The sequence below is a fragment of the Delftia sp. S65 genome (assembly GCF_016516495.1).
Lineage (GTDB): Bacteria > Pseudomonadota > Gammaproteobacteria > Burkholderiales > Burkholderiaceae_C > Comamonas > Comamonas acidovorans.
Genome location: NZ_JACVUR010000060.1, coordinates 1 through 22,757, shown reverse-complemented (window position 1 = coordinate 22,757; position 22,757 = coordinate 1). Strand labels below are relative to the sequence as shown.

30 protein-coding genes and 3 pseudogenes are annotated in these 22,757 nt (G+C 53.1%); 6 read left to right on the top strand and 27 right to left on the bottom strand.

Annotated features, from left to right (window positions below):
- Nucleotides 1-111: 111 nt before the first annotated feature.
- The 3 genes from IAE24_RS27930 to IAE24_RS27920 form a co-directional block, all read right to left on the bottom strand.
- Nucleotides 112-1,212 carry an alkene reductase gene (locus tag IAE24_RS27930; protein ID WP_199962322.1) on the bottom strand — a complete coding sequence of 367 codons (1,101 nt, stop codon included), beginning with the start codon at nucleotides 1,210-1,212 and terminating at the stop codon, nucleotides 112-114.
- A gap of 115 nt (nucleotides 1,213-1,327) precedes the next feature.
- On the bottom strand, nucleotides 1,328-1,909 hold the full coding sequence (locus IAE24_RS27925) for a TetR/AcrR family transcriptional regulator (protein ID WP_012205713.1): 582 nt from the start codon (nucleotides 1,907-1,909) through the stop codon (nucleotides 1,328-1,330).
- 55 nt (nucleotides 1,910-1,964) lie between these two features.
- Nucleotides 1,965-2,915: a LysR family transcriptional regulator gene (locus IAE24_RS27920; protein ID WP_199962321.1), complete on the bottom strand. Its 951-nt coding sequence runs from the start codon at nucleotides 2,913-2,915 to the stop codon at nucleotides 1,965-1,967.
- A gap of 123 nt (nucleotides 2,916-3,038) precedes the next feature.
- On the opposite strand from IAE24_RS27920, the gene IAE24_RS27915 reads away from it, so the two are divergent.
- The 5 genes from IAE24_RS27915 (at nucleotide 3,039) to IAE24_RS27895 (ending at nucleotide 8,535) form a co-directional block, all read left to right on the top strand.
- Entirely contained in the window at nucleotides 3,039-4,055 is a 1,017-nt protein-coding gene (locus IAE24_RS27915; RefSeq protein WP_199962320.1) for a Bug family tripartite tricarboxylate transporter substrate binding protein, read from the top strand.
- Nucleotides 4,056-4,059: 4 nt separating this feature from the next.
- Nucleotides 4,060-5,976 (top strand): AMP-binding protein, encoded by a 1,917-nt coding sequence (locus IAE24_RS27910; protein WP_199962319.1) that lies wholly within the window; start codon nucleotides 4,060-4,062, stop codon nucleotides 5,974-5,976.
- Between the two features lie 194 nt (nucleotides 5,977-6,170).
- Nucleotides 6,171-6,899: a DUF4198 domain-containing protein gene (locus tag IAE24_RS27905; protein WP_199962318.1), complete on the top strand. Its 729-nt coding sequence runs from the start codon at nucleotides 6,171-6,173 to the stop codon at nucleotides 6,897-6,899.
- Between the two features lie 194 nt (nucleotides 6,900-7,093).
- On the top strand, nucleotides 7,094-7,834 hold the full coding sequence (modA, locus tag IAE24_RS27900) for a molybdate ABC transporter substrate-binding protein (RefSeq protein ID WP_199962317.1): 741 nt from the start codon (nucleotides 7,094-7,096) through the stop codon (nucleotides 7,832-7,834).
- Between the two features lie 35 nt (nucleotides 7,835-7,869).
- Complete coding sequence (locus IAE24_RS27895) at nucleotides 7,870-8,535, top strand: molybdate ABC transporter permease subunit (protein WP_199962316.1); 666 nt, start codon at nucleotides 7,870-7,872, stop codon at nucleotides 8,533-8,535.
- Nucleotides 8,536-8,570: 35 nt separating this feature from the next.
- Here IAE24_RS27895 and IAE24_RS27890 read toward each other — a convergent pair whose 3' ends face one another.
- The 20 genes and pseudogenes from IAE24_RS27890 to IAE24_RS30450 form a co-directional block, all read right to left on the bottom strand.
- On the bottom strand, nucleotides 8,571-9,284 hold the full coding sequence (locus IAE24_RS27890; protein WP_199962315.1) for a hypothetical protein: 714 nt from the start codon (nucleotides 9,282-9,284) through the stop codon (nucleotides 8,571-8,573).
- Between the two features lie 307 nt (nucleotides 9,285-9,591).
- Entirely contained in the window at nucleotides 9,592-9,909 is a 318-nt protein-coding gene (locus IAE24_RS27885; RefSeq protein ID WP_199962314.1) for a DUF7716 domain-containing protein, read from the bottom strand.
- A gap of 118 nt (nucleotides 9,910-10,027) precedes the next feature.
- A complete protein-coding gene (locus tag IAE24_RS27880) occupies nucleotides 10,028-10,387 on the bottom strand; it encodes a hypothetical protein (RefSeq protein ID WP_183021432.1) in 360 nt (119 codons plus the stop codon).
- A 488-nt stretch (nucleotides 10,388-10,875) separates the two neighbouring features.
- Nucleotides 10,876-11,535 carry a hypothetical protein gene (locus IAE24_RS27875; protein ID WP_199962313.1) on the bottom strand — a complete coding sequence of 220 codons (660 nt, stop codon included), beginning with the start codon at nucleotides 11,533-11,535 and terminating at the stop codon, nucleotides 10,876-10,878.
- A 101-nt stretch (nucleotides 11,536-11,636) separates the two neighbouring features.
- Nucleotides 11,637-11,813: a hypothetical protein gene (locus tag IAE24_RS27870; protein ID WP_199962312.1), complete on the bottom strand. Its 177-nt coding sequence runs from the start codon at nucleotides 11,811-11,813 to the stop codon at nucleotides 11,637-11,639.
- A 213-nt stretch (nucleotides 11,814-12,026) separates the two neighbouring features.
- The gene (locus IAE24_RS27865) at nucleotides 12,027-12,494 is read right to left on the bottom strand and encodes a hypothetical protein (RefSeq protein ID WP_199962311.1); all 468 of its coding nucleotides are present in this window, start codon (nucleotides 12,492-12,494) and stop codon (nucleotides 12,027-12,029) included.
- A 9-nt stretch (nucleotides 12,495-12,503) separates the two neighbouring features.
- Nucleotides 12,504-12,758, bottom strand: coding sequence for a hypothetical protein (locus tag IAE24_RS27860; protein WP_199962310.1), 255 nt, complete (start codon nucleotides 12,756-12,758; stop codon nucleotides 12,504-12,506).
- Nucleotides 12,759-12,900: 142 nt separating this feature from the next.
- Nucleotides 12,901-13,125: an RHS domain-containing protein gene (locus IAE24_RS30785; protein WP_199962309.1), complete on the bottom strand. Its 225-nt coding sequence runs from the start codon at nucleotides 13,123-13,125 to the stop codon at nucleotides 12,901-12,903.
- A 78-nt stretch (nucleotides 13,126-13,203) separates the two neighbouring features.
- On the bottom strand, nucleotides 13,204-13,506 hold the full coding sequence (locus IAE24_RS27850) for a DUF7668 domain-containing protein (RefSeq protein ID WP_199962308.1): 303 nt from the start codon (nucleotides 13,504-13,506) through the stop codon (nucleotides 13,204-13,206).
- 76 nt (nucleotides 13,507-13,582) lie between these two features.
- Nucleotides 13,583-13,732 (bottom strand): annotated as a pseudogene (locus IAE24_RS30470) (integrase core domain-containing protein); the annotation flags it as partial.
- A gap of 184 nt (nucleotides 13,733-13,916) precedes the next feature.
- A complete protein-coding gene (locus IAE24_RS27845) occupies nucleotides 13,917-14,417 on the bottom strand; it encodes a hypothetical protein (RefSeq protein WP_199962307.1) in 501 nt (166 codons plus the stop codon).
- Nucleotides 14,418-14,477: 60 nt separating this feature from the next.
- The gene (locus IAE24_RS27840) at nucleotides 14,478-14,972 is read right to left on the bottom strand and encodes an ankyrin repeat domain-containing protein (protein ID WP_199962306.1); all 495 of its coding nucleotides are present in this window, start codon (nucleotides 14,970-14,972) and stop codon (nucleotides 14,478-14,480) included.
- Complete coding sequence (locus IAE24_RS27835; RefSeq protein WP_233626407.1) at nucleotides 14,969-15,298, bottom strand: RHS domain-containing protein; 330 nt, start codon at nucleotides 15,296-15,298, stop codon at nucleotides 14,969-14,971. The genes IAE24_RS27840 and IAE24_RS27835 overlap by 4 nt, the downstream gene beginning before the upstream one ends.
- Nucleotides 15,299-15,311: 13 nt before the next feature.
- The gene (locus IAE24_RS27830; protein ID WP_199962305.1) at nucleotides 15,312-15,671 is read right to left on the bottom strand and encodes a hypothetical protein; all 360 of its coding nucleotides are present in this window, start codon (nucleotides 15,669-15,671) and stop codon (nucleotides 15,312-15,314) included.
- Between the two features lie 408 nt (nucleotides 15,672-16,079).
- Entirely contained in the window at nucleotides 16,080-16,721 is a 642-nt protein-coding gene (locus IAE24_RS27825) for a hypothetical protein (RefSeq protein WP_199962304.1), read from the bottom strand.
- Nucleotides 16,722-16,901: 180 nt separating this feature from the next.
- On the bottom strand, nucleotides 16,902-17,114 hold the full coding sequence (locus IAE24_RS30465) for an RHS repeat-associated core domain-containing protein (protein WP_233626402.1): 213 nt from the start codon (nucleotides 17,112-17,114) through the stop codon (nucleotides 16,902-16,904).
- A gap of 21 nt (nucleotides 17,115-17,135) precedes the next feature.
- The gene (locus IAE24_RS30460; protein WP_325100574.1) at nucleotides 17,136-17,261 is read right to left on the bottom strand and encodes an RHS domain-containing protein; all 126 of its coding nucleotides are present in this window, start codon (nucleotides 17,259-17,261) and stop codon (nucleotides 17,136-17,138) included.
- Between the two features lie 164 nt (nucleotides 17,262-17,425).
- Nucleotides 17,426-17,572: an RHS repeat domain-containing protein gene (locus tag IAE24_RS30780; protein ID WP_199962303.1), complete on the bottom strand. Its 147-nt coding sequence runs from the start codon at nucleotides 17,570-17,572 to the stop codon at nucleotides 17,426-17,428.
- 155 nt (nucleotides 17,573-17,727) lie between these two features.
- Complete coding sequence (locus tag IAE24_RS27810) at nucleotides 17,728-18,693, bottom strand: hypothetical protein (protein ID WP_199962302.1); 966 nt, start codon at nucleotides 18,691-18,693, stop codon at nucleotides 17,728-17,730.
- 357 nt (nucleotides 18,694-19,050) lie between these two features.
- Nucleotides 19,051-19,269: a hypothetical protein gene (locus IAE24_RS30450; protein ID WP_233626401.1), complete on the bottom strand. Its 219-nt coding sequence runs from the start codon at nucleotides 19,267-19,269 to the stop codon at nucleotides 19,051-19,053.
- Nucleotides 19,270-19,448: 179 nt separating this feature from the next.
- On the opposite strand from IAE24_RS30450, the pseudogene IAE24_RS27800 reads away from it, so the two are divergent.
- Nucleotides 19,449-19,673 (top strand): annotated as a pseudogene (locus IAE24_RS27800) (hypothetical protein); the annotation flags it as partial.
- Nucleotides 19,674-20,150: 477 nt separating this feature from the next.
- Here the strand turns inward: IAE24_RS27800 and IAE24_RS27795 are convergent.
- The 4 genes and pseudogenes from IAE24_RS27795 to IAE24_RS30775 form a co-directional block, all read right to left on the bottom strand.
- Nucleotides 20,151-20,477: a hypothetical protein gene (locus tag IAE24_RS27795; RefSeq protein ID WP_199962301.1), complete on the bottom strand. Its 327-nt coding sequence runs from the start codon at nucleotides 20,475-20,477 to the stop codon at nucleotides 20,151-20,153.
- 167 nt (nucleotides 20,478-20,644) lie between these two features.
- Complete coding sequence (locus IAE24_RS27790) at nucleotides 20,645-21,007, bottom strand: immunity protein Imm33 domain-containing protein (protein ID WP_233630796.1); 363 nt, start codon at nucleotides 21,005-21,007, stop codon at nucleotides 20,645-20,647.
- 783 nt (nucleotides 21,008-21,790) lie between these two features.
- On the bottom strand, nucleotides 21,791-22,219 hold the full coding sequence (locus tag IAE24_RS27785) for an SMI1/KNR4 family protein (RefSeq protein ID WP_199962299.1): 429 nt from the start codon (nucleotides 22,217-22,219) through the stop codon (nucleotides 21,791-21,793).
- 2 nt (nucleotides 22,220-22,221) lie between these two features.
- Nucleotides 22,222-22,757: pseudogene (locus IAE24_RS30775) on the bottom strand (RHS repeat-associated core domain-containing protein); the annotation flags it as partial.

The following is a 22,757-nucleotide window of genomic DNA, read 5'->3' as shown; positions in this document are numbered from 1 at the left end:
GCCGCGCCGCCCCGCACCGAGGGTGTCGCCGGCTGCCCGGACGCCCCTCTCCCGCGAAGCGAGAGAGGGCGCCGTGCAACGGGGGAAGCGGCGTAAGCCGCTCAGGGGGAGTTACGTCAATGCAGGCCAGTCGATGTAGCCCTGGGCACCGCCGCCGTAGTAGGCCTCGTGCGGGGCCACGGCCAGTTCCTTGCCGTGGCGCAGGCGGGCCACCAGGTCGGGGTTGGCGATGAAGGGGCGGCCGATGGCCACGGTGTCGATCAGGCCCTTGGCGCGGCGGTCCATGGCCAGTTCCAGGTCATAGCCGTTGTTGCCCATGTAGGCGCCGTCAAAGAGCTTGCGCAGCGCGTCCAGGTCCACGCCGGGCGGCAGTTCGCGCGAGCCGCCGGTGGCGCCTTCCACGACGTGCAGGTAGGCCAGGCCGAAGCGGTTGAGCTGGGGAATGAGGTAGCCGTAGAGGGCCATCACATCGCTGTCCAGCGGCGTGTTGCCGGCGTTGGGCGTGACGGGCGACAGGCGGATGCCCACGCGGTCGGCGCCCCAGACCTTGGCCACGGTGTCGGTGACTTCCAGCGTCAGGCGGGCGCGGTTTTCGATGCTGCCGCCATAGGCGTCGCTGCGGTGGTTGGTGGAGTCGCGCAGGAACTGGTCGAGCAGGTAGCCGTTGGCCGAGTGCACTTCCACGCCGTCAAAGCCTGCACGCTTGGCGCATTCGGCCGCATGGCGGTATTGCTCGACGATGCCGGGGATTTCGCTGGTTTCCAGGGCGCGGGGCATGGATACCTCGGCCACGCCGTTGGGCGTGAAGGTGACGCCTTCGGCCTTGATGGCAGAGGGGGCGACAGGGGCCACGCCACCGGGCTGCAGGTCCACATGCGAGTAGCGGCCCACGTGCCACAGCTGGGCCACGATCTTGCCGCCGGCCGCGTGCACGGCGTCGGTGACCTTCTTCCAGCCGGCGACCTGTTCCTCGGTCCAGATGCCGGGCGTGAGGTTGTAGCCCCGGCCCTGTGCGGAGATGTTGACGGCTTCGCTGATCAACAGGCCCGCGCTGGCGCGCTGGGCGTAGTAGGCGGCGTGCAGTTCGGTGGGCACGCCGTCGTCACCGGCGCGGCTGCGGGTCAGCGGGGCCATGACGAAGCGGTTGGCGAGCGACAGGCCGCCCAGTTGGGTGGGGGAGAACAGATCGGTGTGAAGGCTGTGGTCGGTCATGGTGTGCAGTGGTGGTGGTTGAACAAAGAGGAAGAGGGATGGGTAAGAGGTGAAGGGTTTGAAGTTGACCAGTCGTCTACAAACAAGGCAAATAAAAAGCGGCGGCCAGGCGTGCTCAGCCCAGCAGCCGCTTCGTGGACACAAGGGCTGCGGCAAATGGCTCCTCATGCCTGCCCAGCTTGGACAGCAGGGAGGCGCCCAGCCACAGCTGGTACAGCGATTCGGCCAGCGCAGGCGCGTCCAGGTCGGATGTTATGGAGCCATCGGCCTGGCCGGCGCGCACGCAGTCGGTCAGCCGGGTGATGATGGCGTCGGTGCCGGTGCGCAGCACCGAGCGCATGTCGTCGGACAGGTCGCAGACCTCGGGGCCCAGCTTGACCACGAGGCACTGGCCTCCTGCATGGGCCGAGCACTGGTTCTGCGTCCAATGGCGGAAGTAGGTCATCAGCCGGGAGATGGCCGGATCGGGCGTTTCCATGAGCGCATCGATCTTGGCCAGGTACTCGTCGAAATACTCCTGCAGCAGGGCCTGGCCGAACTCTTCCTTGGACTTGAAGTAGTAGTAGAAGGAGCCCTTGGGCACGCCCGCGGCCGCGACGACCTCGGCCAGGCCGACGGCCGTATAGCCTTTCTGGGTCATCAACGCCTTGGCCACATCAAGGATGTGCTGGCGTGTTTCCTGTGCGGGTTTCTTCATGGGATCGAAGTCTAACGCAAAAACCGACCAGTCGTCTACAAACTTTGTTCCCGCGTCATTCCGGCGGTCGCAAGGTCTGCGCCGTGTCGGGCAAGTCACCCGGCCGGATGATGCGCGCAAGGCCCATCCTGTCGCTCAGAAAGTCGATCAAGGCCCGGGCGGCACCGGACTGGAAGCGGTTGGGCATGTACAGCATGAACATGCGGCCCTGGTTGATGCTGAATTCGTAGTCCTGCATGGCCAGCACGACGCGGCCATCTTCCACCTGGCGGCGCACCATGTAGTCGGGCACCAGCCCCACGCCCAGGCCGCCGGTGATGCAGTCGCACAGGAAAGGATAGCTGCGCGACATCAGCGTGGGCGTGATGTCCAGCTCCTCCAGCGGCTGGCCGTTCCGTGCGATCTGCAGGCGCACCTTGCCGCTTTCGCCGCCCGATGTGATGAGCGGCGTGCGCGACAGCTCGGACGGGGTCTCCGGCAGGCGGTGGCTGCGCAGCCAGTCGCTGGAGGCGCACAGGCTGTAGCGCACCGGCCCCATGTCGCGCGCCACCAGCATGGGCGGCGGGTCGGACATGACGCGGATGGCGATGTCCACGCTGTCCTTGAGCAGGTTGTCTATGAAGTTTTCCAGGCGGATGTCCAGCACCACCTGCGGATGGGCGCGCTTGAACTCGATCAGCCACGGCGCCATGACCAGGTGGCCGTAGCCGGTGGGCACGCTCAGCCCGATCTTTCCCGAGATGTCGTCCGTGCTGCTTTGGGCCAGCTCGCGCACCAGCTCGGTCTCGTTGAGGATGTTGCGCGCATGGCGGTAGATGCGCTGTCCGACCTCGGTGGCCTCCACGCCCTGGGGCGTTCTGCGCAGCAGCGATGCGCCCAGGGACTTCTCCAGCCGGGCCAGGTGGTAGCTCACGTTGGCCCGCGACATGTTCAAGAACTTTGCCGCCTGGCTCAGGTTTCCGTGTTCGATGATCTGGACAAGGATGTTGAATGCCAGGAGATCCATGCGTTGCAGTCCAAGGGGGTGTCAATATTGTTTGACATGATGTCAACCGCCGCCGCCATTGTCAAAGAGGGTGCGCTGGGCAGAATGGGCCAGCCAGAACACATAAACATTCAAGGAGACAAGATGGCAGACATCACAAAAAGACAGGCGTTGGCCAAGGGCATGGCGCTGGGCGCCCTCGGCATGGCTGCGTTCGCATCGCTGTGCGGCGCGGCACAGGCCAATACCGATACCGGTGCCTGGCCCGACAGGCCGATTCGCCTGGTCGTTCCCTTCCCGCCGGGCGGACCCACTGATGGCGCGGCGCGCGTTTACGCCGAGGCGCTGGCGCGCCAGCTGGGCCAGCCCGTGGTGATAGAGAACAAGCCCGGCGCATCGGGCGCGGTGGCGGCAGGCCAGTTCCGCACGGCAGCGCCTGACGGCTATACGCTGATGATGATGGTCACGCCCACCATCATGGCGCCGCATTTCTTCAAGAACGTCAAGTTCCACCCGGCCACGGATTTCGCCTCGGTCACTAAGATCTATGACCTGCCCAATGTGATTGCGGTCAATGCGCAGTCCTTGCCCAAGGTGACGGACCTCAAATCGCTGTTCCAGTACGCCAAGGCGCAGCCCGCCACGCTGGACTACACCAGCTCCGGGGCGGGCAGCTCGGGCCACCTGAGCATGGAACTGATGAAATCCGCCAAGCTGCACACCATGCAACACGTGGCCTACAAGGGCAGCGCGCCCGCCATGAACGACACGCTGGGCGGCGTGGTGCCGGTGATCTATGCGGACATGGTGTCGGCGCTGCCCCATATCCGCAGCGGCCGGCTGAGGGCGCTGGCGGTGGGCACGCCGCAGCGCGTGAAGGCGCTGGACGGCGTGCAGACCATGGCCGAGCAGGGCTTTGGCGGCTATGAGGCGTCGTCCTGGGGCGGCCTGGTGGCACCCAAGGACACGCCGCGCGCCATCATCGACAAGCTCAGCGCCACCTCGCGCCAGCTGCTGGCCACCGACGAGGTGTGCGACCGCTTCGAGAAGATCGGCGTGACGGCCGCCTACCTCAACCCCCAGGACACCGAGGGCCTGATCCGCAGCGACTACACACGCTGGGGCGAGGTGGTGCGCACCAACGGCCTGGGCGCGGAGTGAATCAATGGCCATGAGTCCTATCCCTGTGCAATCCATGTTCCGGCCCCTGCGGGCCGTGCGTTCCCTGGCCGATGTGGAGGCCATCGAAAGCCAGCCCATGGCCGGGCTGATCACGGCGCAAACGGTCTACGACCTGTTTTGCAACTCTGCGCGTGAGCACGGCCAGGGCAGGGCGCTGAGCTTTCTGCCCCAGGCCGGCAGCGTGGATGACTCCCGGCACCTGAGCTATGCCGAACTGCTGGGCAAGATCCACCAGACGGCCAACGCCCTGCATGCGCTGGGCATGTGCGCCAGCGACACGGTGGCCATCCTGCTGCCCGGCTGCATGGAGTACCACTTTGCGCTGTGGGGCGGCGAGGCGGCGGGCATCGTGCAGCCCATCAATCCGCTGCTGAGTGCCGAGAAGATCTCTGCCCTGATGCGGACCACGGGCGCGCGCTTTCTGATCGCCTGGGCGGACGAGGACGATGCCGGCATCCGCGAGAAAGTCACGGCGCTGGATGCGGACCTGGCGCATGTGCTCTGGGTTTCGCATGAAGGTCGGGTTCCCCAGGCGAATGGACAGCGCTGGCCCGCCAGCGATCTGCATGCCGCCCTGGCCGCCCAGCCCTCCGACCGGCTGGTGAGCGGGCGCCAGCCCCAGGCCGGCGACGTGGCGGCCTACTTCCATACCGGGGGCACCACGGGTGCGCCCAAGATCGCCGTGCAGACGCATGGCGCCCAGGTCTACACCGCCTGGGCCAGCGTGCAGATGCAGGGCCTGAACACGGCCGACCGCACCATCAACGGCTACCCGCTGTTCCATGTGGCGGGCGTGCTGCCGGGCTCGCTGGCCTGCTTCTCGGCCGGAGCCCACGTCATCATTCCGACCACGGGGCTGTTTCGCAACAAGGCCGTGATTGCCGGCTTCTGGCGCATGGCGGCACAGTGGAAGCCCACGCTGATGTCGGCCGTGCCCACGGTGCTGGCCGCGCTGGTGGAGGTGCCGCTGCTGGGGGCCGATGTGTCCTCCATCCGCTACTTCCGCACAGGCGCCGCGCCGCTGTCGCCCGAGGTGGCGGCGCGCTTCAAGGCGCACAGCGGCTTCCATGTGCACGAGAGCCTGGGCATGACCGAGATGACGGGCATCTCCACCATCACGCCGCCCGGCCTGCACGCGGCAGCGGGCCATGTGGGCCTGCGCCTGCCGTTTGCGCGCCTGGCCGTGCGCCGCATGGGGCCGGACGGCAGGCCATCGGACCAGGAAGCCGCGCCCGGCGAAACCGGCATGGTGGTGTTCCAGTCGCCCAACCTGTTTTCCGGCTACCTGGGCGGCATCGGGCCGTCCAGCTACCTCACCGATGACGGCTGGCTGATCACGGGGGACCTGGGCTCGGTGGGCGCCGATGGCCTGCTGCGGCTGCGCGGGCGTTCCAAGGACGTCATCATCCGCAGCGGCCATAACATCGATCCGCAGGTGATAGAGCAGGCGCTGGAGCGCCATCCCGCCGTCAAGGCCTGCGCCGCCGTGGGCGCACCCGATGCCTATGCGGGCGAGGTGCCTGTGGCCTTTGTCGCGCTCCAGCCCGGCGCCCAGGCCGATGAGACCGAACTGCTGGCCTTTGCCGCAGCCGGCGTGGACGAAGCGCCTGCGCGCCCGCGCTATGTGCGCATCATCGATGCGCTGCCCACCACCAACGTGGGCAAGGTCTACAAGCCGCGCCTGCGCAGCATGGCCGCAGAAATCTACGCCCGCACCCTCGTGGCCCAGGCGCATGAGCGCATGGGCCTGCCGCTGCCGCCCGCGGCCAGCACCACGCACGCGGAAGGCGAGGGCTTTGTGCTGCGCCCGGCCAGGGCGGCTGACCGGAGCCCTTGGGAGCAGGCCGCCGAGGAGTTGGCCTTCACGGGCGAGCCGGTGCGCATCGAGGATGCCGCCTGAACGCTGGGCCGGGCCCCATTGCAGCCACCTGGTGAACTGCGCCGGGGCGGTGTGCAATGCGCATAGAATGCAAACCATTCGCATTCAATAACCAATGCGGCGCCATGCGGCCGCACCCCACTCCCCAAGCACGTTCATGCCGTCGGCCCGTTGTGGCGCCGATGGCTGTTTTTTTGTCCTTTGAGGAAGCTGCAATGAAGAAACACTGGATTCTTGTCTCCGCACTCCTGGCCGCCAGCGGCGCCAGCCAGGCCCACCAGATCTGGCTGGAACAGCCGGCCGGCGAAACCGCCGTGATCCGCTTTGGCGAGTTTGGCGACAACCTGCGCGAGACATCGCCGGGCCTGCTCGACAAGTTCGGCAAGCCCGTGGCCACCCTGGTGTCTGCCCATGGCGAGAAGGCGGCCGATGGCCGCAAGACCGGCACCGGCTTTGCGCTGCCCTTCAAGGCCGGCCAGGGCGACAGCATCGTGGCCGAGGATGCCGGCTACCCGCTGTACACCAGCAAGAAGGGCGAGCAGGAACTGCGCAACTGGTACCACCCGGCTGCGCGCCTGATCACCGGCTTTGCCGCCCAGGCCCCGCGCCTCACGCTGGATGTCGTGCCCTCGGGCAATGCCGGCGAGTTCAAGGTCATCTACAAGGGCCAGCCCCTGCCCAAGGCCAAGGTGGTTCTGACCGTGCAATCGGGCTGGAGCAAGGAAGCCCATGCCGACGAGCAGGGCCTGGTGCAGTTCGACATGCCCTGGAAGGGCACCTACGTGGCCGAAGCCACGCACGACGAGCGCAGCGGCGGCGAGCGCACCGGCCCGAACGGTGCAGAAAAATACGACGGTGTGCACTATGTGACCTCGGTCACCTACGTCAAGCCCGAAGGCGTGGAGCCCATCGCTGCCGGCCCTGCGGCCAAGCCCAACAAGTAAGCGCTGCGGCCAAACACCTTGGCCCGAGACGCAGGCAGCCATGCCTGCCGGCCTCCATGCCTCATGCATGGAGGCTTTTTTATGGACGCTGCAGTAGGAACACATGGGTGGGTGCGGGATTCGTCGTATACGATTGAATATTTCGTAAAGAGAGGAGCGTGGGCTTCAACGCCGCGTTCTAGAGGAGGAAATCCATGTTCAAACGCATACTGTCCCGCGGTCTGGCGCCGCTCCTGGCGCTGTTGTTGGCTGGCTCGGCCAGCCTGGCCCATGCCGATGATGGCCTGCTGCTGGCCGCTGGCGCCGGCTACCGCAAGCCCGTGCTGGAACTGCTGCATGCCTTCAGCCAGGCCACGGGCATTCGCGCCGAGGCCAGCTTTGGCAACATGAAGCAGATCGAGACCCAGGCCCGCCAGAACCCGGAGATCGCCGTGCTGATTGGCGACCGCGCCTTTGTCGAGCCCATGCAACTGGCCGAGCGCTACATCACGCTGGGCCAGGGCCAGCTGGTGCTGGTGGCAGCGCGCGGCCAGCGCCTGGAAAGCGTGCAGGACCTGGCCAGGCCCGAATTCAAGCGCATTGCCATCGCCGACCGCAGCAAGGCCGTGTACGGCAACGCGGCGCGCATCTGCCTGGAGCGCCTGGGCCTGGCGCAGACGCTGGGCGAACGCCTGGTCGAAGTGGCCACGGTGCCCCAGGTCAGCGCCTATGTGACCACCGGCGAGGTGGACGCAGGCTTTGTCAACAAGACCGAGGCCCTGGCCCTGAAAGACCGCGTGGGCGCCAGCGTGCCGGTGGCGGCCAGCTGCCATCCGCCCATCGAACTGAGCCTGGCCGTGCTCAAGGGCCGCGCCTCATCACCGCAACTGCAGGCGCTGCTGGACTTCATCGCCACGCCGCAGGCCCGCCAGGTGCTGGAGCGGCACGGCCTTTGATGGGCCACCCAATCCCTGCTGGCAACTGACAGTCCATGAACGACTCCGTTTGCGCCCAGGCGCCGCTGGCCCTGACCGCGCATGTCATTGCCTGGAGCCTGATGCTGCAATTGCTGGTGGGCGCGGGCCTGGGCTGGCTGCTGGCACGGCGCCGGTTTGCGGGGCGCCAGCTGGTCGATGCACTGGTCAGCCTGCCGCTGGTGTTTCCGCCCATCGTGCTGGGCTATGGCCTGCTGGTGCTGCTGGGCCGGCAAGGGCTTGTCACCCAGATGCTGCCGGCCGTGCTGCGGCCCGACATCGTGTTTTCACAAACGGGCCTGGTCATTGCGGCCTTCATTGCCGGGTTGCCGCTCATGGTCAAGCCCACGCAGGCCGCCTTTGCAGGCACTTCGCCACGCCTGCTGGAGGCGGCGGCCATGCTGGGGCACCGCCCCTGGTCGGTGTTCTGGCGCATCGAGCTGCCGCTGGCCCGGCGCGGCATTGCGGCCGGCCTGATCCTGTCGGGGGGCCGTGCGCTGGGCGAGGTCGGCCTGTCGCTCATGCTGGGCGGCAACATCATCGGCCGGACGGAAACCCTGTCACTGGCCATCTACAACAACGTATTGGATGGCAATCTGGCCTGCGCCAATCAGCTCTCTCTGATGCTGGGCGTGCTGGCCATGGCGGCCTTCATGGTGCTCAGGCGGTTTGGCGCGCTGTGAGCAGCGGGCCGGGCAGGGCGCAAGCTGGAAAGGAATCAGGGCAGGAACGGTGAGGACAGCAGCCGCAGGCCGATGGAAAACCACCGTTCCTGCGTGCTGCTGCCCGCGCGGTTACCGTAGGTGGCATCGATCTGCACATGTCCAGGCACCAGCCAGTAGCGCAGGCCCATCTGGTAGAAGGGCTTGCCCTGGTTTTGGCCGAATGTCTCGGCAATCAGCCAGGTGCTCTGGCTCAATTGGGCCTCGGTGGCCAGGCCCCAGGTCATGAGGTTGCGATGCGCCTGCGCCGTGCGCAGCCAGCCCACGTTGGTGTGGAAGAACAGCCGGTCATCGCGCAGCGAGAACGTGACGGGCACATAGGCGTACAGATCCCCCCGGCCCTGGCCCTCGTCATTCGGATGCCGGGCATTGCCCACGGCCAGGCCCCAGCCCCAGCCATTGGGCTGCAGTTCCTTGAACAGGGTCTTGCCCTGGATCACCACATCCGTGGTCCGGCTGCTGCCGTCCTCTCGCGTGCGTGCCGCGCCCAGCGTCAGCTCCAGATTGCCCGTGAAATTGCAGGCCGGCTGTGCCCAGAACTCCGTGCTGTCCTTTTTTGACTTGACCCAGCTTTCCAACTGGCAGGACTTGGCATCGACGATGCGGGCATCGTCCGTGATCATGGGCCGGGCTGCATGGGCCGGGCTGGTGCCGAGACAGGCTGCCAGGCCCAGGGCTGCTGCCGTCCAAAGGGAGTGGGAATTGCGCATGGCCCGCCATCCTAAAGCCGAAAAATGACGCCACCAGAACATTGCTGTGCCAGGAGCGCCACAACAACGGCTGTGCACGGATTGGCCCATACGGCCCTGTCCATCGCCAAACTGGGTCAGGCACACATCCCCGGACGGATCGCGCTGGGGAACCACGTCCCCGCACACATACAGCCGCTCCGTGCCCGCCTTCGCAACGTACTTCCACTCATGGTCCCAAGGCAGGCGATAGCCCGTGGCGGCCAGAAAGCGCTGCGCTTCCTCTTGCTGCCATCACTTGTCATTCCTTGGGGTTTTTTGCTCATTGTCACATAACGATAAATGCATCATGCTTTTTATAAAAACGTATCGCATTTATATAGTCAACGATGGTGGGTAATTCCACTTGCTGTTCCAGATTTTCGATTATATCCTCCACATCTTCTTTTGAAAGATAGGGGGAAAATCCTGCCCTGAAAAATAATTCTCTAACTTGTAATTCATCCTGGGGACTCTGATTTAAATCCGCGCTATAGAAAAATACCTTGGCATCATCTTCTATATCGATATCAGTCTTTGCGTAGAGCCATCCTTCATTAATGGAAATTTCCTCAATGACTTTCTTGAGATTGATGAGATTTTTCATGGATGAATAATGAGTTGATTAATGAGGGGTGCTGTCATCTTGCCCATGAAAATCAAATTTGGAATAATGCGATCGCAAAATTATGCGGGACATTTTCCTGTGTTGTACGATTGAATATCTATAATACCTTCAAGTCATAAAGAAATACAGTGGATTCACCAGTGCATGCCGATGTTTTTATTCTGAATACAGCAGTTAAATCAGATGGCTCTCCATCAATCCAGAGATCAATGTCTGAAAGCTTGTCAAATAGCCCCAATCCTTCCCGTGTTTCCATTTCTGCCACACTTGATTCTGGAGGCATCGTGTACCTCTGCCTCTTGTGCTTTGGGTTGGAAATGTAGTTTTCTAAGACACGTGAAATTTCGAATGAGTTATCTTCGTCCAAAATTTGCTTGTTTTGGGTAATTTGATGATTGCAGATGATCTTCAATAGATCCATGATCTGTATTTTTGCATTTGGAATATCTTTGACCATTGACATAGATTCCGTGACAACACTTCAAATAGCAGAACGTCATTGATGTCGATAGTTATGTCGCATAGACAACAAAATCTCCACTTCTCCAGTTATTACCACCAGTCCAGGCACAGGGATGGCCTTGTCGATGATATACGCTGAGCATTTTTTCAAAATAAGAATGTGAATCCTGCACTAGCAGTCTTGCTTCTGCACACAGCATAAGATCTTCATATATGGACTCGGAAAGATCCATGATTTCTTGAGGATCAAGAAGGGTGCTGATCTTGTGCTTGGAAAAATACTCAACAAGACAATCGAAGTAATTAATGTGCCGCATAGCTCAATGAGTTTGCTTCTTCTTTCGTCGAAAGGTGGTGATTCTATTTTTTCTATGGGGTGTTGGTTTCTTCAAATCCTGTGCATATTTTCAAAAGAAATTTTAGACGAGCCAATGCTCATATCGATACTCTACTTTAATCAAATAGCCAGCGAAAATTGAATTTTCATACCGGATCATAAAATCCAACGGGTTTGTATAGCTCACTCATATGCGATTGCATGCTTGCGTTTATATCACTTATGGGTATGTATTTCACACATCGTATGCCATGATCTTCGAATATCTTTTTTGCCTTCTCTGAACAAATTAGACTTGCCTGGCTGGACGAGATATTCACAATGTCGAAAATGTCAAAATCCAATTCCTCCTTGAAATGGAGGCTTTCATATTCAACGCCTCTTGGGGATATTTGTTTGCTCTTTGAAATATCCAAGCAGTTTTCGGCTTTGAACTTCTTTGGTATTGCAATAAAAACATCCCTGGTATTTCTAGCAATACCTTTGCTATCGACGCAATCAACACGCTTGATTTCGGAAAAATTATGTTTGATTTCTGGAAGACATCTTGCGAATCCAGCACTTATGACATAAAAGTAATCTGCACCCTTGCGAACATCATAGTTATATTCATTTTTCTCCATCAAAATAAGTTTCTCAGGAAGCGATGGTAGTGTTCCTCCGTATCTTTTGGGGCCGGCATACCAGGGGTTATAACCATAGTCCGCTTTTACCTCTTCAAAATCTTTAGCAAGTACGGAATGATAAAATCCAGCAGGGCATCCAAATTCCTCGTTGATGGCCATGATGTAATATTCTTTATTCATCCAAATATTTCCTATAAGCGGCTAATATCACTTTGTTGAGTTGCTCCAGTTCGTTCAGCGACCAGAACGTCGGGTATAGGTCGCCAAAATTTCCTGCGCCTTCATTGGACCGGCGCATCCAATTCGCGTTCATCTGCTTCAGAGAATTTTCTGCCGATGGATGAAATTGATTCCAGTATAAATAAGCCAAACTCTTGGTCGGCGAATTTTGCTTCGGTTTCTCCAAAATACTGAATGTCTTCCAATTTAAAATAATCAAGATGTATTTTTTCCAGCATTCTGTCTACCTGGTTTCTTAAGTTCCTTCGAGGCTGAAGTTCACAACTGCGTCTTGTTTCCTTCCGGCGAAAATTCTGGACTTGGCAAAAGATATCAAGCCTTCGTAGAAAATTCTAATAAAAAAGGCGTGCTCCTCTTCTGTTAGATCCAGCTCATGCAATATATGGTGATTATTGTTCTTCAAGAGTTTTCATCCCTTGGAACAGGAGGGTCTATTTGAGGCTGAGATTGTTTTCGTCAAATATGTTCATCTTCCTTATTCTTATTGTTTCTATGCCTTTCCATTTATTTTTATAGAATAGAATAACTATATAGGTTTCTTTTTTATATATTTGGACAAGGTCTTCCTTATTTTTGCTGACCGATTTACCCAATTTTTCTTCGACTTGGTTCTTATCCATTGCGAAGTCGAGCTTGAATGGCATTTCTTCTTCGAAGCCTTTGTTGATGTCGAAGGATTCAAAAGTGAACCCGCCATCCCCAATGGGTTGAGAAAGATATTTCTCCTTGTATGAATCCGTGGGATCAAATTCCATGGAAATCAATTTGTCCTTGGTTTTTATTCTTGTTGTGAAATCTCCTTTTGGAAATTTATTTATGCCATTTTCTAGAAGAAAATACTTAAAACTATCGCTTGTAGAAGTATGGCCCAAGAGCGATAGCAATTTTTCGATGTTCATTGTGATTGCTTATGTTGATGGTAGTTTTGGTTTGACGGCTCTATGAGATAGAACCATGTCTTCCACGTATTTATCAAAATCAAGACTATTTAACTCTTGAAAACGATTGCATGTACTCATCAAAGGCATCGTCGATTTTTTACCGAAATCCTTGTGATTCGTGGGATTGACTCTATCTTTTCCACCCCCTTGGTCATCTGCTTTCTCCGCTACAGCGCCTTTAGCCTGTGGGGCTGCTTTATGAACCAGTTTCTGCTGCTTCACGCCAACCTTCTTTCCTGGGCTTCTGTGGTCGCCGCTGCTGTCTACTTTCCATACTTGGTCCCGGTGGCCACCATGCCGGCCCTCAAGATCATGACTGCTGCATTCAAGGCTGTGTTGACTTTATCGCCCTCGGCAAGATAGATCAACGCTGGCGCCGTCGGCAATTTCGCCAACGCCGGGGATGAGGCCCACGACATACAGACCTGTGCGCACAACGTCGCTGCCCCAGCGCTGCCACCTTGTAGTCCGCAGCCCACGCCACCTTGCCCTGTGCGTCGGCCAGCTCCAGCGGCGTGCCGATCTGGTCGCATTGGCACCAGTAGGTGCTGGGTTCTTCGCCCGCGTCCTGAATGTTGGCCGGTGGCACAAAACTTCCCGGCTCATGGGCTTCCCTGGAAGGGCAGACTGGCGAGAATGCGGCCGGTGGGGCGTATATCTGGACGTGTTATGGAGTTTTTAGATCATAAAGATAAACTGCTTGAGCATTGGACTTCGGATTTCTTCTTACGCAAAAGGTCGCCACGGCGTCACTTTCTTCGCCGTTGCTCCATAGAAATACATCGATGGCGTATTTATCATTTGGATCTCCTGGAAGATCAAATATGTATGATTTCTGCAATGCATCGTCGGGTGGCATTGTAATTAATCTTCCGCGAAAGATGTCACGAGAACGCTCAGTATATTCCTGTGGCGATGCATTGCCTAGCAGTTTTTCTGTATGCAATACGTCGTAATTTTCATTGGCCATTTCTTATATTATTGATTTTATATTAGAAATGATTTTGGAATTATTTTCCAAGTATGATTCAGTCATTTCCTGTTTGCTACAGTTGGATGTTCAGTCCCACAGTGAGATGGTGCTGATGAAGTCTAAAGCGGCCTGGATCTTTCTCCCATGCCTCGCAAATCGCTCGAAATGGCGTCTTCCACCTGAGCGCCTTCGAGTGCTTGCCGAAGTTGTAGCCTTGAACGAATGTCCAGCGACAGATGCCCTTGCTCCAGCGGCGCGCCGATCTGGTCGCACTGGTTCCGCAGGCTGGCCGTCTTTGCCGGGCATGGAGTCCAGCAGGTTGCCGGCGGGGTCGAAGGTAAATAGTTCGCGGGCCAGCGGGCTGCCAAACTATAGGTATAAGAGCAGATCAGAGATGCAATGCCTCCTTACCGGCTGGTATCATCCTTCTCTCTTTCTCCAACTAGATATTCCAAGAATCTATCTAAATTAAGGAACATCTTATAGTCTGCGCCGAAGTATCTCCACACTTGCGGCTCAATAATTTCTTCTATCCATACAAAATAGGCCTCTTCAGGTTCGTAAGGATTTAGTGCAAAAAGTGCGCAGTGACTTGCAGAAATACTTTTGGGCGGATTTTCAGACCAGTTTTCTCTTCTTAAATTTAACCATTCCCTTGCAATTTCGTTATTGTATATCTCTGATATTTCTTTAAGACTTAGCCAGTCTTGATCGAGATTGGCATTTTTCCAGCTGCTTGCATATTCAAACCGAGATTTGAGCATTGGAGAGAGTTTTCTGAAGCTGCAATCAAGCATCATGATTTCATCTCTATGATCCTCTTCTTCACCAATTTTCTGACCCCCATGCTCAGGGTCGTTTGCATTTCTGGAAAATAGATTTTCCATAAGATAAGTTGTATTGTCCATTAACAGCCTCCTGAATAGCCTCGAAAATTATTGCACCAAGCTTCAATGGCTAATATTTTCTCAATTATTCATCAGGATTTTTATTAGGTCTGAATTAATATCTTTTGGAGAAACTCCAGCATTGTTTTTTAGAAATGGATCTGCTCCATTAATTATAAGAATTTTTGCCATTTCAAAATTCTCTGACGTATTTTGAGCGAGTAATCTTAGGAGTGGAGTTGCTCCAGTGCTATTTTTTTCGTTTACGGAAGCCCCAGATTGGATGAGAAATTCTATATTTCTCTTGCATTTGTATTCGCAACTAAAATGCAGAGCCGTCCAGTTTACACTGTCCTTTTGATTGACGTTGGCACCATGCTCTATGAGCCATCTAAGAAAATTATTATTCTCATCACTCATGGCTGCGCGCATTAATGGCGTTATCTGACAATTTTTTCTTGGATCGGCAGAATTTACACTTGCCAAACCTGATGATATTAGTTTCTTCATTGCTTCAAAATCATCTGAAACAAATGCATCTATCATTTCTGAATGGATTTTGGTATTATTTTTCATGGTGGTTCGTATTTGTGGCTCATATTTGGTTTAAGGTCTTCTATTTGATAGAAGATAGCGTTGTTCGTATGATCATTAAACAGGGCTTGAATCATGCTACCGAAACCGGTTGTAATGCAGCCCCGTCTCTTCATCAAACTGCTGCCCCTGTAACCGGAAGGGCTGCTCAATCGACGGCGATGGAGGTGGTGCAACAGGCTTTGACCCCCAAGTCCGCGCGCTGACCGGCCGATCACCGGTGCCGGTCCGCAACACTTGGGCATGACCGCCTCGCCCCAGACCTTGTAGTCCGCAGCCCAGGCTACCTGGCCTTGCTCGTCGGTCAGCTCCAGCGGGGATTTATTCCATTGAATTTATGAATTTGCTGTATTTTTTTATCCAGCCATTATTGCCATAAATTTCGCCAGTTAAGCCGTCACTTAGTTCTGATATATCTTCAACTCCTTGATAGCTTATACCAATAACTTCTTGCTCTGCCATTCGTAGAATTCTGAATAAAGCGGAATCAACTGCGAAAGCGACTAGGAAATCAAAATGAGATTTCTGATTTCCTGAAAGTGAAGCATAAAACTCTTGCAACCTCTTTGCTTCATCTGTTGCGTATTTCCCGTTTGCACAGTCGGTGACTCTTTCTATAGATGAGTCTCTAACTGTGTGGATAATGTCTTCGCCAAATTTATCTAGTGTTGAATCTTGCATATTATTTATTCCAAGGAATTCTGCTCGATTTAGTAGTTCATAGACTTCTAGAGCGGGTTATGCACTTTACGTGTGTTTTGAGAAAATGAGGATGAAAAATTCTTCGATGGAATTAACGGCTTGCATGTAGGCTCGTAACATGCGCTAAAGATTTAAGGTTATTGCAAGCTCGCGCTCTGGTGTTTGCTTAATGTCTACTAGGAATTACGCAAACTGTATTCACTGATTTAAAAATATTCTATTTGAATACGTCAGATAACATCGACGACTTACGGAATTTTTAATCTAGACTGCAGGGCGAGATCTCCCATAATTTGAAAAATTTATAGCACCTTGCGTAAATAATATCTACAAAATTAGATATTCATATTTCCTGAATTCATGTATTCAATGATTGAATTAAGGCGATTAACTACTTTTGATGAAAAGTTTTAGCTGATCAAAGGCATTGGTTAAATCATGAAACGCTGGATCTTTTCTATCTATGGAGTTTTTTAATGAATAAAATTCTTGTGAGGCAATATAAATTTTTCGCATGAAATAGTGAAATTCATATGGTCCAAATTGTTCTTCTTGGTACTTTATATACAGTCTATCTTTAATGTTTGAGAATGACAATGAGAATGAAGAATCTGTAGCGCTGAACTCTGTTTTTCCCCCATTTTTTATAGATAGCAAATCATCGATCAATGAAATTATTGATAGATAAATCATCATCTTGAATTTTTTGTTTATTTTTGATGTAATTGTTTCATTATCTAATATAAATTCCATGTCTCCCAAATCAAAACCAGATGGTTTTTCTTCATTTACCTTCGAAAAGGATACATTTATCATTATTTGCTCGCTTCTAGCTTTATATGCCGTAATTGTTCTATTGCCATCGTGCGAATCAAAAACACCTTTGATTCTGTCAATTTCTCCATTGACTAGCATTCTTTTTTCGTAAGTTTGAATGCGTTTTTTTGGATCACTAACTCTTACTCCATTTTTTACAAGGCATTCACAAGTTTTCTGTAACTCTGCTTGCGCTGTACCTGGTTCAAGCAAATCACCAAGACCATCGGGATGAGTGCCACTTATATGTCTTTCGTCAATATGTTGGAATCCCTCCCTGCTATTTCCCGGCTCGATTCGAGGTTTGTGTTATTTTCTTCCAGGGAGACCAAGTAGAACAAACCACTCAATAGAATTTATGGTGTATTGATATAAGTTAAATTCACCCAAGAGTTAAATAGGACCTTGACTAACAAACCGCCCAACGACCGGATCGTAATACCGAAACCGGTTGTAGTGCAGTCCGGTCTCTTCATCAAACTGCTGTCCCTGAAAGCGGAAGGGTTGCTCAATGGGCGGCGGTGGAGGTGGTGCAACAGGCTTTGAGCCCCAAGCCCGAGCGCTGACCGGCCGATCATCGGTGCCGGTTCGCAACACGCTGCGCATGACCGCCGCACCCCAGACCTTTTAGTCCGCAGCCCAGGTTACTTCGCCCTGCTCGTCGGTCAGCTCCAGCGGCGCGCCGATCTGGTCGCACTGGTACCAGTAGGTGCTGTGTTCCTCGCCTGAGACCTGCACGGTGGTCAGCCGCACAAAGCTGCCCGGCCCATAGACCCATAGATATAGAGCGCCTGTCTTGCGCCCCGCTGGCTGTGAACCATGAGGTCACCGTCCCAAAGGTAGTGGGTGCTGCCGAAGGCATCGCTCTTGGAGACGCGCCGACCTAGGGGGTCGTAGGCGAAGCGCGTGGTCTGGCCCTAGCAGTCGGTGTAGGCCACAAGGCGGTCGGCCTCATCCCAGGCCAGGCGCTTGGAGCCGCTCTTGGCGTCAATGATTTCCACGGTGCGGCCCCGGGCGTCATGGCGGTAGCGCGTGGTGCGGCCCAGCGGGTCGGTGGCCTGCACAAGGTGGCAGTGGGCATTGCATTGCTGCTGCCATTCGTGGCCCAGGGCTTCGCGAAGTGTGGCGACTAGGTCTCGCGGGCCGATGCGGCCTGTGATGGCACCTGTGGCGTTTGCTCAATGAGTTGTTTTGTTTTGTGAAAACTAGTGAACCCCAATTATTTTAAATCGGGATGCTTTAATTCGCGATGACCGTTGTTATTGAAAATAGTTATCTTTTTTGGACCTATGCATATCAAGGTTTCTTTGTGAACCGAAATATCCTCACATTCCTTTATTTCTTTGATTTTATACAATTTGGAATTTTCTTTTTTATAGTCCAAGGAAAAAAGTCCTTCATTGGAAGAGAGATATATTCTGTTCTGGAAAAAAACCATCTTGGTCAGAATCATGTTGTCATCATAATGACTTATGTCTTTGAAGCCATTCTTGAAATCACCTCGAAGTATGGCCCCGTTGAATCCGCATGCCCAGATAACTCCATCTGGGGCACAGAAAATACTCATAATTATTTCGTCAGTTGAAATATAAACTTCACTCCACAATATTCCATCAAAGTGATATATTCCATCTCGTCCAGCAGCATAAAGATCATCTTCTGAATAACCATCTATATCAGAAATATCATCACCTATTTCAAGAGTATTTGGTGATAAATTAGCCTTTGGGGCAGGGCTCTGTTTTCTGAGTTTTCCTGCAATATCGCGCCATCCATTTGTGCCGCGTTTATATATTTGTCCTCCACCTCCACATGCGTATAATACGCCATCTATTTCTTTTAAAGAATTCAAATATCCATATATTGGAAGTTCTTTGTCCAATCCTGCTTCTGCGATATTCTCGGTGCTCGCGCCACCAGGCCAATAAACTGATATCTCCCCATTATTCGATAGAATTACATATTTTCTCCTATTTCCCATAGCCTTGATTGAAGAGCAGATGCTAACTGTTGTGAAATTAGGCAAATCTAGGTGTCTCCAAGGATCTCCCGAAGATTGAGCATCATAAAAGAAAATCCTACTGAACTTTGCAGAATCATCGGTGCCATCCGGCCTTGATGAAAACATATAGTAATCATCCTCGATCGCCAGACATTTATCAAAGGTTATGGGTGTGGATTTCATATGTGCTCCGCTATCTTTGCGGACCTCCTTGAGTGGTTTTTTCTGGTCCAATTTTTTAGGAGCCTATTGGTATTTTACCGCTGGGGTCTGCTCGTACAATGGTGGTTGCATCCAATCCTTTCGATTGATGAAAAATACACAGCTGGGCTTATATTAAAATAGGATTGCATCCAGTTATTCTTCCAGCCAATATTGCGCCAGCGGCTTCAAGTACACCAAGTGGTGCTGTGTCTGGAGGGTTTCCATCAAGCGCTGCCATCCGTTCCAATGGATCGTATATCGCATGAATCTTTCCGTGTTCTTTCGACATAGAGATATTCTCACCATCCACACAGATAACAAGACCTTCATCTTCTGTTATTCCATAAGGGTGAGAGCTTCCTCTGTTGCCGCTGCTGCGGCCTTCTTCCCATACTTGACTCCGGTGGCCGCCATCCCAGCGGCCGGGATCATGGCTGCCGCGCTCAAGGCTGCGTTGACTTTATCGCCCTCGGCAAGATAAATCAAAGCGTTGGCGCCGTCGGCAATTTCGCCAACGCCGGGGATGAGGCCCACGACATCCAGACCGGTGTGCACAACGTCGCTGCCCCGGCGCTGCCACCAGCTTTTTCCTAGGCGAGGGGTTTGATGGGGGGGCGTGGCTCCGTGGAGGTTGGGGGCCGTGTCGGGGATGACCAGTCCCGAGGTGTTGCCTATCGGCCCTGGAAAAGGGGCGGCGTTGGGCCTGACCTGTGCAGGTTCTGCTGGGTCAATACACCAACGAGAACACGAACGGGTTGCTCAGGCAGTATCTTCCCAAAGGACTTGACCTGTCGGGCTACTCGCAAGCGGGCCTGGATGCGATCGCAAGGCAATTGAACCAGCGTCCAAGGAAGACGCCGAGGTTCAGAACACCTGCTGAAATGCCGGCCTTCTGGTTGCCGCAGGTGCGGCGGGTGACGTTGCCGTGCACGTCGTATTCAAAGTGCAGGTCTTGGTAGAAGCGCAGGCGGTTGTCGCCTACGACGCCCAGGGTGGTGTCCACGGACTGGCCATCTTTGCCGGGCATGGATGCCATGCAGATTGCCGGCGGGGTCGAAGGCAAATAGTTCGCGGGCCAGCGGGCTGCCTTGTGCGGGCAGGCTGGCGAGGATGCGGCCCGTGGTGTCGTAGCGGAAGTCCTGGCGGCCGCACGGGGAGTTTGCATGGCGGTATTTTAATGAATTTTATTAAATTAATATTTAATTTTGATTTATGATATTTGTCAATTTGTTTATTTTCTTGTTATTTCTTCCTGTTTGATTTATAAATATTTCTTTGAACTCACTATTGATGGCAGTCGTGGATATTTTTTTTCCACTCATTTCTTCAAATATTCCCTTGTCAGTTTCAAAAGTAAGAGCAAGTGGATTTTTTTTGAAATATGAAAATCTGCAAACGCATAAGTCATTTATTATAACTGCTCCATTTGTTTTTGATTAATCCATGAATAATCTTGTGTTTATTTTTTCATTAATTATTTTTAAAATATTTGACAGTCTAAATCCGTGGAGATCAAGACCGCTACTCCATATTTCTCCTTTGAATGTGTACAATTTAAAATTAACACCTTGATTTTTTCGAACTGTCGGATAGTATTTTTCAAATAATTCATGATCGCTTGGATCTCCTGTTCCGTCGAAACCCATTGATACTGCATCTTCTCTAGTTGAGGGCGTTTTATCTTTTGATTCAATGTTTGTGCATATATCTCCATTAATATATGTTCTTAATATTAGGTTGATTTTTTGGTAATCTATAATCATTTTTAAAAAGGAGATGTTCCTTGTGATGAAGTGGCTTCTTTGTTGATGAACTTACCCAATTAGTTTTGGGATGATGCATAAAATCTTTATTTTCGGCTAATTGTAAATTGTATCAATTTGACTTGATGGGGATAAAGTTTTGGAGAGCTGAATTTTGCAGAAGGTTCTTATTTTTTCGTAATAACTGGCTCATGCCAAATATCCTCGCAACCCTCATTGTCAATGATAAATCTATAACCTGGTGCAAGAGCCAAGTACGGCATGAGTGCGGGCCATACATCTGGGACGTGGCCAATGTGTATTGGCTTAAAAAAATCAGGATCTTCAGAGTACTCTCCTGCCCAAATATACCAGCCGGCAGTCCCATTTTCAGGATGGGCTCTCATTCCTGTTACGGGTTGTTTTCCTTTCGTTTGCAAGGCGATGCCAATTTTTAAACTCTCATCCGGATAAGATTCTGGAGATCCAGCCAGAATACATTTTTCTTTCTGAAGAGAATTGATTTTGCTATGATCGTTTATATTTTCCAAGCCATACATTTAGAGAATACAAATGCTTGTCCGACTTGAATTCTAGAGCATGTGGGACCGTGTGACTGAACTGAAGAAACTTGTGTCTGTTTAACTACATCCTTAGTTCCAGTTCGATAGTGCTCCACAACAAGTGGGTCAATATGGTCGGCTGCCATTTTGGCTTCAATGCCGCCAAAAACTACACAAGATTTTCCTTGTACAGCGACGGTCTATTGTGCCGTTGGACCACAACGACCTAGTCTTTGATATTTCCCAATTCTTTGCTTTGGCCGGTGCGCAGATACTGCAACTGTTGGGTCTGGCCCCAGACCTTGTAGTAGCTGGCGGCCCAGACGATGCGGTCGGCGTCGTCGGTGAGTTCCTGGGGGGGGCGCCGATCTGGTCGCAGTGGTAGTAGTAGATGGCGAAGCTGGTCTGGACCGTTTCAGTATCTGCCTGTGCGTTGCGGTTTTCTCGCTCTTCCATTCCGACTCAAGCTTGGCCAGGGGCACGAAGCTGTCGGGCTCGTAGAGGTATTCGCTCAGGCGTGAGCCACGGATTTCCCTGGTGAGAATGTCGCCGTTATGTCGCGGGTCGGTGCGCTCGAATGCATATCGCGATCAATGCGCGGCGCCCACTGCAAAATACAGTGAATTGTTGTCCAGTTGTCGCGCCACTCTATGGAAGTATTGAAGTTCCATGTGTATGGCGGATCTATTAAACAAGTCTAACCCTCCGGAAAAGCACAGCTGCCTACGAATAGATGCACCGCTGTGAATATGAAAAAGTTTTACATAATGACTAATCTTCGGTGACGCTTCGATTTAATGCATTGAGCAATGCATCGAGAAAATCATCACCTATTTTTTTTGCACTTGCCCAGTCTAAATCACCAAGAGGCACAGCCCAGACGGAAGAATCACTGGGAAGATGTTTGAATATATAGCATACTCCGCCGCCATTAGTGGCAAAACACAGGGCCTTATCCCCAAGATATTTTTTAACCAAAAAATCATTATTTAGAATCTCCAGCTCATCTATTGGCCAAAATGATAAATATAGACTACCAAATTGCCCTTCTCCTCCGTTGGCCCAGCGCATCCACTCAACGTAATTTGCAGGTAGGTTTAATATTTTGGATATATCATTAATATTTTTTTCTTCTAGGGGTGGGTCACGGTCATATTGATTTAATACTCTATTTTTTATAGATTCAATAATATTATTCATAATCAAAATGCTCCAATTTCATCAAAGTATTGATAACTCTTCTTTAGTGCTATCTTTCGGCATTTTTCCGAGACTCCAGCAGCTTTAAGATCCTTTGAAGAATATTCAAATTCCTCTCGAATTGTGCTTGACCATTTCCCGCTGCCTGCTGCAAAACGAGCATCGCGTCTGGCATTTTGTCGCGTGGTGATTGTGCCATGATTTGGACTTCTATTTAAGAGAATAGAAGGCGCATCACCTGAATTATATTTGGCGTATCCTTGACTTTTGGCCCATTCGTCTTGAACTACATGATGCGAGTCTTTGGGGCCTACGTGGTGATGGTTGATCGCGGTGTCTTGTAATATCGCATGGATCTCTGCGGCATCCGCACCTCTTCTTGGGAGCTAGTCCTAATGCATCGCTCCAATTACTAGTATTCGGTGCATACAAGAATAAATTATCACCCCCCTCCAACCCAATCGGATCCTGATGCACAAACCTCCCCACCACAGGATCGTAATACCTGAACCGGTTGTAGTGCAGCCCCGTCTCGCCG

Bases quoted from the DNA above. Each gene is read 5' to 3' on its own strand.
- IAE24_RS27930 (WP_199962322.1), bottom strand. From the start codon at position 1,212: ATGACCGACCACAGCCTTCACACCGATCTGTTCTCCCCCACCCAACTG.
- IAE24_RS27925 (WP_012205713.1), bottom strand. From the start codon at position 1,909: ATGAAGAAACCCGCACAGGAAACACGCCAGCACATCCTTGATGTGGCC.
- IAE24_RS27920 (WP_199962321.1), bottom strand. From the start codon at position 2,915: ATGGATCTCCTGGCATTCAACATCCTTGTCCAGATCATCGAACACGGA.
- IAE24_RS27915 (WP_199962320.1), top strand. From the start codon at position 3,039: ATGGCAGACATCACAAAAAGACAGGCGTTGGCCAAGGGCATGGCGCTG.
- IAE24_RS27910 (WP_199962319.1), top strand. From the start codon at position 4,060: ATGGCCATGAGTCCTATCCCTGTGCAATCCATGTTCCGGCCCCTGCGG.
- IAE24_RS27905 (WP_199962318.1), top strand. From the start codon at position 6,171: ATGAAGAAACACTGGATTCTTGTCTCCGCACTCCTGGCCGCCAGCGGC.
- modA (WP_199962317.1), top strand. From the start codon at position 7,094: ATGTTCAAACGCATACTGTCCCGCGGTCTGGCGCCGCTCCTGGCGCTG.
- IAE24_RS27895 (WP_199962316.1), top strand. From the start codon at position 7,870: ATGAACGACTCCGTTTGCGCCCAGGCGCCGCTGGCCCTGACCGCGCAT.
- IAE24_RS27890 (WP_199962315.1), bottom strand. From the start codon at position 9,284: ATGCGCAATTCCCACTCCCTTTGGACGGCAGCAGCCCTGGGCCTGGCA.
- IAE24_RS27885 (WP_199962314.1), bottom strand. From the start codon at position 9,909: ATGAAAAATCTCATCAATCTCAAGAAAGTCATTGAGGAAATTTCCATT.
- IAE24_RS27880 (WP_183021432.1), bottom strand. From the start codon at position 10,387: ATGGTCAAAGATATTCCAAATGCAAAAATACAGATCATGGATCTATTG.
- IAE24_RS27875 (WP_199962313.1), bottom strand. From the start codon at position 11,535: ATGAATAAAGAATATTACATCATGGCCATCAACGAGGAATTTGGATGC.
- IAE24_RS27870 (WP_199962312.1), bottom strand. From the start codon at position 11,813: ATGCTGGAAAAAATACATCTTGATTATTTTAAATTGGAAGACATTCAG.
- IAE24_RS27865 (WP_199962311.1), bottom strand. From the start codon at position 12,494: ATGAACATCGAAAAATTGCTATCGCTCTTGGGCCATACTTCTACAAGC.
- IAE24_RS27850 (WP_199962308.1), bottom strand. From the start codon at position 13,506: ATGGCCAATGAAAATTACGACGTATTGCATACAGAAAAACTGCTAGGC.
- IAE24_RS27845 (WP_199962307.1), bottom strand. From the start codon at position 14,417: ATGGACAATACAACTTATCTTATGGAAAATCTATTTTCCAGAAATGCA.
- IAE24_RS27840 (WP_199962306.1), bottom strand. From the start codon at position 14,972: ATGAAAAATAATACCAAAATCCATTCAGAAATGATAGATGCATTTGTT.
- IAE24_RS27830 (WP_199962305.1), bottom strand. From the start codon at position 15,671: ATGCAAGATTCAACACTAGATAAATTTGGCGAAGACATTATCCACACA.
- IAE24_RS30465 (WP_233626402.1), bottom strand. From the start codon at position 17,114: ATGCGCAGCGTGTTGCGAACCGGCACCGATGATCGGCCGGTCAGCGCT.
- IAE24_RS27810 (WP_199962302.1), bottom strand. From the start codon at position 18,693: ATGAAATCCACACCCATAACCTTTGATAAATGTCTGGCGATCGAGGAT.
- IAE24_RS27795 (WP_199962301.1), bottom strand. From the start codon at position 20,477: ATGATTATAGATTACCAAAAAATCAACCTAATATTAAGAACATATATT.
- IAE24_RS27785 (WP_199962299.1), bottom strand. From the start codon at position 22,219: ATGAATAATATTATTGAATCTATAAAAAATAGAGTATTAAATCAATAT.